Origin of the sequence: Pseudomonas sp. GD04058 (genome assembly GCF_029836855.1) — a bacterium.
Classification (GTDB): Bacteria; Pseudomonadota; Gammaproteobacteria; order Pseudomonadales; family Pseudomonadaceae; genus Aquipseudomonas; species Aquipseudomonas bharatica.
Window position 1 is genome coordinate 22,270 of sequence record NZ_JAOECN010000050.1, and the last position, 10,131, is coordinate 32,400.

The 10,131-nt window shown below is 64.3% G+C and carries 11 protein-coding genes; 6 read left to right on the forward strand and 5 right to left on the reverse strand.

All coding sequences use genetic code 11. The features are described from left to right. Positions 1–77: 77 nt before the first annotated feature. The 4 genes from feaR to N7650_RS25355 all read right to left on the reverse strand — a co-directional run bounded on the left by feaR (position 78) and on the right by N7650_RS25355 (position 4,000). A complete protein-coding gene (gene feaR / locus N7650_RS25340) occupies positions 78–1,037 on the reverse strand; it encodes a transcriptional regulator FeaR (RefSeq protein ID WP_279900518.1) in 960 nt (319 codons plus the stop codon). A 187-nt stretch (positions 1,038–1,224) separates the two neighbouring features. Next, a complete protein-coding gene (locus N7650_RS25345) occupies positions 1,225–1,812 on the reverse strand; it encodes a DUF3156 family protein (protein ID WP_009394245.1) in 588 nt (195 codons plus the stop codon). After that, entirely contained in the window at positions 1,772–3,274 is a 1,503-nt protein-coding gene (locus N7650_RS25350) for an APC family permease (RefSeq protein WP_009394247.1), read from the reverse strand. The genes N7650_RS25345 and N7650_RS25350 overlap by 41 nt, the downstream gene beginning before the upstream one ends. Positions 3,275–3,502: 228 nt before the next feature. Next, positions 3,503–4,000, reverse strand: coding sequence for a PaaI family thioesterase (locus N7650_RS25355; RefSeq protein ID WP_009394249.1), 498 nt, complete (start codon positions 3,998–4,000; stop codon positions 3,503–3,505). Positions 4,001–4,149: 149 nt separating this feature from the next. On the opposite strand from N7650_RS25355, the gene N7650_RS25360 reads away from it, so the two are divergent. Both N7650_RS25360 and N7650_RS25365 read left to right on the forward strand, forming a co-directional pair. Continuing rightward, positions 4,150–4,554, forward strand: a complete 405-nt coding sequence (locus N7650_RS25360) for a hypothetical protein (RefSeq protein WP_009394251.1) — start codon at positions 4,150–4,152, stop codon at positions 4,552–4,554. A gap of 159 nt (positions 4,555–4,713) precedes the next feature. Continuing rightward, positions 4,714–5,358 (forward strand): TIGR04211 family SH3 domain-containing protein, encoded by a 645-nt coding sequence (locus tag N7650_RS25365; RefSeq protein ID WP_009394253.1) that lies wholly within the window; start codon positions 4,714–4,716, stop codon positions 5,356–5,358. Here N7650_RS25365 and N7650_RS25370 read toward each other — a convergent pair. Next, a complete protein-coding gene (locus N7650_RS25370) occupies positions 5,355–6,296 on the reverse strand; it encodes a LysR family transcriptional regulator (RefSeq protein ID WP_009394255.1) in 942 nt (313 codons plus the stop codon). The two genes, N7650_RS25365 and N7650_RS25370, sit on opposite strands and share 4 nt — an antisense overlap. 90 nt (positions 6,297–6,386) lie before the next feature. On the opposite strand from N7650_RS25370, the gene N7650_RS25375 reads away from it, so the two are divergent. The 4 genes from N7650_RS25375 to N7650_RS25390 all read left to right on the forward strand — a co-directional run. Continuing rightward, on the forward strand, positions 6,387–7,439 hold the full coding sequence (locus N7650_RS25375; RefSeq protein ID WP_279900520.1) for a Gfo/Idh/MocA family oxidoreductase: 1,053 nt from the start codon (positions 6,387–6,389) through the stop codon (positions 7,437–7,439). Between the two features lie 132 nt (positions 7,440–7,571). After that, positions 7,572–8,948, forward strand: a complete 1,377-nt coding sequence (locus tag N7650_RS25380) for an MFS transporter (RefSeq protein WP_009394259.1) — start codon at positions 7,572–7,574, stop codon at positions 8,946–8,948. An 18-nt stretch (positions 8,949–8,966) separates the two neighbouring features. Continuing rightward, the gene (aroQ, locus tag N7650_RS25385) at positions 8,967–9,407 is read left to right on the forward strand and encodes a type II 3-dehydroquinate dehydratase (RefSeq protein ID WP_009394261.1); all 441 of its coding nucleotides are present in this window, start codon (positions 8,967–8,969) and stop codon (positions 9,405–9,407) included. Positions 9,408–9,624: 217 nt separating this feature from the next. Then, the coding region (locus tag N7650_RS25390) for a contractile injection system protein, VgrG/Pvc8 family (protein WP_279900521.1) at positions 9,625–10,131 on the forward strand (507 nt) is incomplete at its 3' end.

Here is a 10,131-nt window from a genome sequence, read left to right on the forward strand (position 1 = left end):
CGACCGATAGGTAGTCACCTCGGGCGAGCCTGGTGCGATCCGCCCAGGCTCAGGTCAACCCATGTTCGAATGTCGCTTCAGCTCAGGACGAGGCCCGCCAGGCTAGTGCTGCGGAAGTCCTTGGGTGATTGCTCGAACTGTTTCTTGAACGAACGGCTGAAGTGCGCCGAATCGGTGAAGCCCCACTTGTAGGCGATGGTGGTGATCGATTCGGTCTTGTGGATCGGGTTGGCGAGGTCGTCGGCGCTGCGTTGCAGGCGTGCACGCTGGATATAGCGGCAGACGCTGTCGCCCTGCTCTTCGAACAGGCGATACAGATGGCGTACCGAAATGTTCAGGCGGCTGGCCAGGCTGACCGGGGTCAGGCCGGGCTGGCCAAGGGACTCGTCGATGACCTTCTGCACATAACTGCGCAAATCGGCGCCTTGCAAGGCGGCAGGCGCACGGCTGTCGTGATCGCTGCCTTCGAGGGCCGAACCAAGCAGCGACAGGAAGGCGCTGTGCAGCGCGTCGCCCTCGGCCTGTTCGCCATCCTGGGTGCCGCTCTCCTTGCACAACTGGTCCATCAGCAGGTGCAGCATGCGCCCGCAGGCCTTGCTCTGGGAGATCTTGCCGAAGATCCGTTGGTCACTGCCCAGCTGGCGGCAGACTTCATCGCGGGACAGGCCGAGGGAGGCGTGTTCGATCAGGCCGAAGGGCGTGATTTCGCAGGCGCCCACCGAGTCCATCAACAGCATCTCGCCGGGCGCCAGTTGCAGGCTGGTGCCGTTCTGGGTGATCTGGGAAAAACCGGTGCGCTGGCTGACCAGGAAGCAATGCCGGTCGTTGTCGCGATCGGCCTTGAGACCGTTACGGCGGATCACCCCGGCGTTGGTGCGCAGGTTGGCCATGCCCAGGCCACCCCGCGACCAGGTGGAAATCTCGCCGATGAACAGCGAGCGGTTGAACGCAAGTTCGGTTTCGAAATACCCGCACGTTGCCTGCATTGCCGCGTTCCAGCGATCCAGGGCCGAGCCGGTATCCTGATGGATACTCATGACGTACCTCCACAGTGGCATCTTGTTTTTGTCGGGCAATAGTTAACATGTTATCTATATGCACGCAACAATTCTGTAAGCACCTGTGTGGAAGCATATTGAGTGCCAACCTTTCGGTAGGTTGGCTTACACACACCTTGTGGGAGCTGGCTTGCCAGCTCCCACAGAGTTTTGCACCGGTTTCGGATCAGTGGTCTTCCAGCACTCTCCTGAAACCAATCAACGCAGTCAGCAACAACTCCCTCTGCTGCGAATCAACGCGGATATACCGCCGAAACGCCGGCATCCGGTTGACCACTTCACTACCGCCCATATGCTCCAGGACCACCGTCCACTGCCCGTCGGCACGCTCCAGGCGCAGGCGTTTGAAATCCAGTGGCATCAGCGCCTGGTACAGCGTCCGGTCCTGCTCCAGGCGCTGGCGCAGGGTCTCCATCAACCCCGCCTCACCGCCCTTCTGCTTCCAGCCCAGACCGCTGCGACGAATCGCGCCAGTGTGGTGCAATTCCAGGGTCGCACTGCCCCCGGATGCGGCACTGCACTGCAAACGAAACTCGCAGACCACGATGTGCATGAGCAACTGCGATTCGGTGCGCTCGTGCACCTCGAACGTCACCCCGTCCGCCAGGCTGAAACATGCCCGGCCGGGCTCAAGTACCTGGCACCCGGCCAGGCCGAGATTGCGCCGCAAATGCTCCAGAGTCACCCCCGGGCGATAGCCCGAGGGTGCACGGTCAAACAGTTTTTGCCAGAGGTTCGGCGTAGTGGCTGCCATGATGGACTCCAGGTTCGTTGGCAAACTCCTTCGCCAGGACGTCCTCGACCGAGGCCGGCTTGAACGGATTGACCCGCTGCACCACCAGCGTCCAGAACAGCGCATAGGCCGCGGTGCCCCCGAGCATCCAGGCAAACGGCACATAGACGTCCGCAGGATTCATGCCCGGCGGGGTGATGAACCACATGCCCAGGACGATACCGACGCTCGACAGGATCTGCGGCAGCGGGAACAGCGGCGAGCGGTAGGCACGGGGCAGGTCCGGGCGGCGGATGCGCAGGATCACCACCGACAGGGTCACCAGCAGGTACGCGGTGCTCCAGGCGCAGACCGCCGCCAGCACCAGGTGCATGATGTTGTCGGTGTTGCCGCCCAGGTACAGGGCGTGCAGGCAGGGAATCAGCATCGCCACCAGGATGCACAGCAGCGGGGTCTTGAAACGCGGGTGCAGGTAGGTGAAGACCCTGGGCAGCGCGCCGTCCACGGCCATGCCATAGAGGATGCGCGGCACGCCGGCCATCAGGGTATTGATGGTCGCGGCCCCGGCGAACAGGAAGCCGATGCCCAGCCACAGCGGGCCGATGTTACCCATCACCTGCTCGGCGAATTTCGGGATGGCCATCGGCGTGTCGAGAAGATGCACGCCGGAAGCGGCGTCGAGCACCACGTTCTCCACCTGGCGCTTCATGGCCGCACCGTAGATGAACATGCAGCTGGCCACGCCCAGCAGGCCGAGGGCCATGGCCCGCGGCATGGTCCGCGCCGAACGGCGCAGGTCCGGGGCCAGCGGGGTGACGAACTCGCAGCCGACGAACATGAACATGGCCATGCCCACCAGGGACAGCACGGTGACCAGGTCGGTCCCGACCATGGACTCGCCGAACCAGCCATCCAGTTGCACCGCCGGGGCAGCGACCAGGCCAAGCACGCCGAACACCATCAGGGTGGTCCACATGCCGAAGGTGAGGATGATTTCCGCCTTGCCGAAGGCACTGACGCCGAAGGCATTGAGGATCGCAAAGACCACCACGAAGCCGACCCCCAGCAGCCAGGAGCCACCGGCGGACTCGGCCAGGGTGTTGAGGTGTTCGAAGTTCACCAGGGCCATGACCCCGGCGAGGATGGTCTCGGCGGTACCGGCGAAGACATGCACGATCAGGTACGCCGAGAGGGTGCCGGTGATGGCGAAGAAACGGCCCATGCCGCAGTTGATGTAGTCATAGACCGAACCGGTGGTCGGCAGGATCGCCGCGGCTTCGGCGAAGGTGGTCGATTGCGCCAGCATCAACAGCACCGCGATCAGCATCGCCATGGCGAAGGCGCTGCCGCCGATGCCGAAGCCCATGGTCGCGGTCAGGATGACAGGGCTGGCCATGATCAGGCCGATGGTGCTGGCCAGGGCGGTGGGAAACCCGATCGTGCCCCGGTTCAGGTGCGCGCTGAGCGTGTCGTTGAGCGACATGGTGAAGACCTCAAGTGCCGTTGTTATGGTTGTGCGTCACTCTGCGCCGCACTCCATTGCACGTCTTGCCCCAGGCTGCCGGGGGTTTTGTTGCTGGCTGCCAGGCCTTGAGAGGGAGGTTGCCTGTACTGGCCTCATCGCTGGCAAGCCAGCTCCCACAGGGTTTGAGGTGCATGCGGTCACTGTGGGAGCTGGCTTGCCAGCGATGAGGCCCTCAGGAACTACACATCAACCTTGCCCATGCGCCTTCTGCTTCAACCGCTCCGTATCCACCTGCACAAACACCGAGTCCGCCGTCACCGTCAGTACATCCCCCGCCCATACCTCGCAGATCACCCGGGTCTTGCGCCCCGGCTCGCCTTCGACCCGGGCCTTCAAGGTCAGCTCCACGCCCATCGGCGTCGGCTTCAGGTAGGTCAGCCCCAGGTGCCCGGTGACGCAGTCGATGCGCGGCAACGACCCCGGCTCGCGCCCTTGGGCGCGGTAGTGATACGCCATTGCCGTCCAGTTCGAGTGGCAGTCCACCAGCATGGCCAGCAGCCCGCCATAGACCAGGCCGGGCCAGCCGCAGAAGGTGCTGTCGGGAGAATGGGTGCAGACCACATGGACGCCATCGTCGGCCCAATGGCTTTTCAGATGCAGGCCGCTCGGGTGGGCCGAGCCGCAGCCATAGCAGACGCCGTCCGGCGCTGCCAGGTCCTGGAGGGAGGGTGCTGGGTTGTTCATTTGTTTCCAGATTTGTTTTTGTTGGAAAGTTCAGATGTTAACGCTGCAAGCGCCGATGCGTCATTAAGTCTCATATGGCTACCCGCCATGCCAGGAAGGAGTAAGCTAGGCGCCCAGCAAGGCCCCACATCAGAACAAGGACTGCTGCGATGATTGCTCAAGATGCCAGCTGGCATTATGCCGATGACGGTTCCCCACGCCACGCCCCCTACACCGGGCTGTTCCTGGCCTGGAGCGCCAACCGCGACCTGCTCAGCCGCGACTTCAAGGCCGATTACGACGCCGAGATCCAGGCCCTCGCCGAACGCCTGCTGACCCCCGCCCGCTTCTTCCAGTTGTGCTGCGACAGCCTGCTGGTGGACGAAGACCTCAACCGCCAGGGCAATGCCTTCGCTGCCCACTACCTTGGCCGCAAGGCCCCGTCCCTGCCCGACGACCTGACCCAGTTGCTCGGCATCGTCGGCATCGACGAGCCCGGCGCCAGTTGGGAACACTACGACCTGCTCGCGCCGCGCCTCGACCAACGGTTCGCCCAATGGCAGGCCGGCCAGTGAACCTGACGCGATAAAAACTGTCTTCTCGCGGTGGCTTGTCGCGGCACTCCCTGACTGACAAGCCCCGGGGACGTCCATCGGTTATCCCCTTTTTTCGTTGCGCTGGCGGCAGGCATGCCGGTCGGCGGTTTTCATTTTTTCTTCTCGGGGAAGATAACCATGCGCCTGCTTCGCCCTCTCCGCGCACGCTCCGCCGTGCTTCCCGCAGTGTTCGCCGGCCTGCTGCTGAACACCCTCGCCCATGCCGAAGAACCTGCCAGCGACGACCGCTGGGTCAGCGACAGCCTAAGCACCTACGTACGCAGCGGCCCCACCGACGGCCACCGGCTGGTCGGCACCCTAAAGTCCGGGCAGAAGGTCAAGCTGCTCGGCAGCCAGGGCAACTACAGCCAGGTCCGTGGCGAGTCCGGCGATACTGTGTGGATTGCCAGCAGCGATCTGCAAAACGTGCCCGGCCAGGCCGAGCGCCTGCCGCAACTGACCGAGCGGGTCGCCCAGCTCGAGCAGGAACTGAAAACCATCGATGACAGCTGGAAGAACCGCGTCCAGGGCATGCAGGAAACCATGGACTCGCGCAAGCAACTGGTGGACGAGCTCCAGGCACGCAACCAGTCCCTCAGCGAAGAGCTCACCCAGGCCCAGTCGCAGCTGCGTGATACCCAGGCCCGTCTTGGCGACGAGAACAAGCAGGTGATGATGCGTTACATGGTGTACGGCGGCGGCATCGCCGGGGCGGGCCTGCTCGCCGGGCTGATCCTCCCGGCGCTGACCCGCAGCCGCAAGCGCAACAGCGGCTGGGCCTAATCGCGGGTAAGTGCATAGGGCCCGCTGGCAAGCTGCTCGCGCAAGAATGCCACGCACGCCCGCACCTTCGCCGAGGCAGACGAGCGTACCGCCGTCACCGCCCAGATATCGGCCGGCTGGTACCAGGCCGGCAGCACCTGCACCAGTGCGCCGCTGGCCAGGCTGTTGGCGATGTCCCACTGCGAAGCCATGATGATGCCGTGGCCATCATGGGCCCACTGGCGCACGATATCGCTGTGATTGGAGGCCATGGGCCCGGTGACCTTGACCGTTTCCGCGCCGTTGGGGCCGACCAGGCGCCAGACCCCGAAACGGTCGTCGCGGCTGCGAAACAACAGGCAGTCGTGCTGGGCCAGGTCCGCCGCCACCTTGGGCACCCCGCGCTGCTCCAGATACTCCGGGGCCGCCGCCAGCACCCGGGTGCTTTCGGCGATGCGGTGGGCAATCAGGTGCTTTTCCTGGACCTCGCCGACGCGAATATCGATATCGAAATTGTCAGCGATCAGGTCGACCCGGCGATCCAGCAGTTCAACCCACACCTCCAGCGCCGGATACTGGCGGCGCAGTAGCGAGAGAATCGGCGCAATATGTTCCCGGCCCAGGCGCAGGCTGGTGCACAGCCGCAATGTCCCCTGCGGCTCGCGCTGGCCGCCGGACAGCGCATCCACCATCGCCCCCACGTCTTCGAGGATCTTCTGCGCCCAGACGAAGGCGGCCTCGCCATCGCTGGTGATATTCACCCGCCGCGTGGTGCGGTTGAACAGCTTGACCCCGAGCTGTTCCTCGAGCGTGGCGATGCGCTTGCTCACATGCGCCGGCGACAGGCCGGTCTCGCTGGCGGCGGCGATGAAGCTCGAGCGCCGGGCCACTTCGCAGAACAGCTGGAGGTCACGCAGCAAGGGCTCATTATTCGCTGTGAGCACATTCTGATTCTTCATTGCGCCCGATTATCTCCTGGGACTTTTTATTTAGGCTCTCACATAACCTGCTTTGCCTTGAAGCAGGATTAAAAAAAACAAGAGAGACCCATGAAGAAGATCCGCATTGCCGTGGCCGGCGCCGGGCTGATCGGCCGCCGCCATATCGAACTGATCCAGGCCAGCAGCGAGTGCGAACTGGCCGCCATCGTCGATCCGCTGCCGGCTACCGCCGCCTATGCCGAAGGCCTCGGCGTGCCGCTGTTCGCCGATCTCGACAGCCTGCTCGCCAGCGAACGACCCGATGGCGTGATTCTCGCCACGCCCAACCAGTTGCACGTCGAAGGCGCCCTCGCCTGCGTCGCCCATGGCGTGCCGGCGCTGATCGAGAAACCGGTCGCCCACACCCTGGACGAAGGCAAGCGCCTGCTGGCCATTGCCGAACAGGCCGGGGCCAGGTTGCTGGTCGGCCATCACCGTGCCCACAGCGCGATCCTGGAAAAGGCCCGGGAGGTGATCGCCGAGGGTGTGCTGGGCAACCTGGTGGCGGTGATGGGCAGCGCGCTGTTCTACAAGCCCGACGACTACTTCGATGCCGCCCCCTGGCGCCGCGAAGCCGGTGGCGGCCCGGTGCTGATCAACATGATCCATGAAATCGGCAACCTGCGTTCGCTGTGCGGCGAGATCGTCGCGGTACAGGCCCAGGCGTCCAGCGCCACCCGTGGTTTCGCCGTGGAGGACACGGTGTCCATCAGCCTGCGCTTCGCCAGTGGCGCGCTGGGCACCTTCATGCTTTCCGATACCGCCGCCTGTGCCCGCAGTTGGGAACAGACCGCGCGGGAAAACCACGACTACCCGAGTTATGCCGACGAGGACTGCTACGTGCTGGCCGGCACCCAGGGTTCGCTGTCGATCCCGACCATGCGCCTGAAGTATTACGCTAAACGCGAGGATCGCTCGTGGTGGAAGCCGTTCGAGACGGCGGTGGCGCAGTTGCAGGAAGCCGATCCGCTAGCGCGTCAACTGGCGCATTTCTGCCAGGTGATCCGCGGTGAAGCGCAGCCGCTGGTGAGTGTGAGGGATGGACTGCGCAACCTGCAGATCGTCGATGCGATCAGCGAGGCGGCGCGGACCGGGCAGATCGTTTCGACCGAACAGTTGTAGAGACCTTTCGGGCCTCATCGCTGGCAAGCCAGCTCCCACAGGGTCTGGACCTGTGGGAGCTGGCTTGTCGGACCGCCGCACCGCAGCGATGAGGCCCCCAAGAACACCATAAAAACAACAAGAGTGAACACCATGGCCACACACGACAACAACCGGCAGACCCGCAAGGCAACCGCCAGCGGCTGGGTCGGCTCCGCCCTCGAATACTACGATTTCTTCATCTACGCCCAGGCCGCTGCGCTGATCTTCCCGCAGATCTTCTTCCCCGCCGGCGACCCGAAACTGGCGATCATCGCCTCCCTGGCCACCTACGGCGTCGGTTACCTGGCCCGCCCGGTCGGCGCTTTCGTGCTCGGCCACTGGGGCGACACCCGCGGGCGCAAGAACGTGCTGCTGCTGTGCATGTTCCTGATGGGCATCGCCACCTTCGCCGTCGGCCTGCTGCCAACCTTCAACCAGATCGGCTACTGGGCTCCGGCCCTGCTGGTGGTGCTGCGCCTGATCCAGGGCTTCGCCGTGGCCGGCGAAATCGCCGGGGCGAGCTCGATGATCCTCGAACACGCGCCACCGGGACGCCGCGGCTTCTTCGCCAGTTTCACACTGCAAGGCGTGCAGGCCGGCCAGGTGCTGGCGGCGGCGATCTTCCTGCCCCTGGCCTACTTCATGCCGGAAGACGCCTTCAACAGTTGGGGCTGGCGCATTCCCTTCCTGCTCAGCGCCGTGGTACTGATCGCCGCCTTCATCATCCGCCGCGAGGTCAAGGAACCGGAGGCCTTCGTGCAGAAGGTCGAAAAGGTCGCCCGCACCCGCTCGCCGATCCGCGAAGCCTTCAAGTACAGCTGGCACGGCATGCTGGTGGTGTTCGGCGTGTCGCTGATGAACGTGATCCCGGTGGTCACCACCATCTTCGGCGCCGCGTACGCGGTGCAGCCGGCCTATGGCATCGGTTTCGACAAGAGCGTGTACCTGTGGATCCCGGTGGTGGGCAATATCGTCGCGGTGCTGGTCATCCCCTTCGTCGGCAACCTGTCCGACCGTATCGGCCGGCGCCCGCTGATCATCGGCGCGGCGATCGGTTGCGGCCTGATGTCGTTCCTCTACCTGTACGCCATCAGCATCCATAGCGTACCGTTGGCCTTCGCCGCCTCGCTGCTGATGTGGGGCACGATCTACCAGGGCTACAACGCGATCTTCCCGAGCTTCTTCCCGGAGCAGTTCCAGACCCACTACCGGGTCTCGGCGATGGCCGTGGCCCAGAACATCGGCTACATGATCACCGCCCTGTTGCCGGCGCTGTTCACCGCCGTGGCCCCGCCGGGTTCGGACAACGTACCGCTGCTGATCGGCGCGATCACCTGCGTGGTCACCGCCATTTCGGCGATCGCCGCCTGGAGCGCCCCGGAAACCTACCGCACCCCACTGGACCAGCTCGGCAAGCCCGACGCCGTGGCCCTCGACAAGACCACCTACGACGCGCAACGGGCCAAGGCCCTGCGCAGCAACGCCTGACCAAGGAACCTTTTGCCCATGAAAACCGTACTTGTCCTCAACGGTCCCAACCTCAACATGCTCGGCCTGCGCCAGCCCGAAGTGTATGGCCGCGAGACCCTCGCCGATGTGGAAGCCCTGTGCCGCGCCGCCGGCGCCCGGCACGACCTGGCCATCGAATTCCAGCAAACCAACCATGAAGGCCAGATGATCGACTGGATCCACCAGGCCCGTGGCCGCGTCGCCGGTATCGTCATCAACCCGGGTGCCTGGACCCACACCTCGGTGGCCATCCACGATGCCCTGATCGCCGCCGAAGTGCCGGTGATCGAGGTGCATATCTCCAACGTGCATCGCCGCGAAGCCTTCCGCCATCACTCCTATGTATCGCTGGTGGCGCAATCGGTGCTGGCCGGTTTCGGCACCCACGGCTATGTGCTGGCGGTCGATCACTTCGCCCGGCAACTGCAGGGGGCCTAATGTGAAAGTCCTCGCCGATCCAAACGGGCGCGTGCGCCTGGGCTTCGTCGGCGGTGGGCTGGAGTCGTCCATCGGCTCTTGACACACTTCGTACTTGAGCTGCTTTCCGGTGCTTGGAAGTTCAGACATTTCAAGCGCCTTCTTGGGAGTTTTCCTATATACCGCTGGTTGACCGACAGTCAGGATTCCGGGGAATTCGTTCCCCGGGACATCCGCCATGGCCGTTCAGTCCGATCTGCGCTTCACCTTCACCGCAGCAGCCGGTGAGTTCGATGTCGTCGAATTCCACCTCACCGAGGCCCTCTCCGAAACCTTTCGCCTCGAAGTCGACCTGAGCAGCACCGATTCCGCCGTCGACTTCGGCCAGGTCCTCGACCGCCCCGCGCTCTTCACGATCTGGCAGGGCGGCCAGCCCGTGCGCTACGTCCACGGCTCGGTCAGTTCCTTCCAGCAGGGCGAAACCGGCTTTCGCCGCACGCGCTACCGCGCCATGGTCGAACCGCGCCTGGCCCGTCTGCGCCTGTGCTCGGACTGGCGCATCTTCCAGACCCTCAGCGTGCCCGACATCGCCAACGTGATGCTGAAGAAGCACGCCCTCACCCTCGACTACGAACTGCGCGCGGCCAAGGCCCACACTGTGCGCGAGTATTGCGTGCAGGCCGGCGACACCGACTATCACTTCGTCGAACGCATCATGCGCGAGGAAGGCTTTTTCTACGGTTTC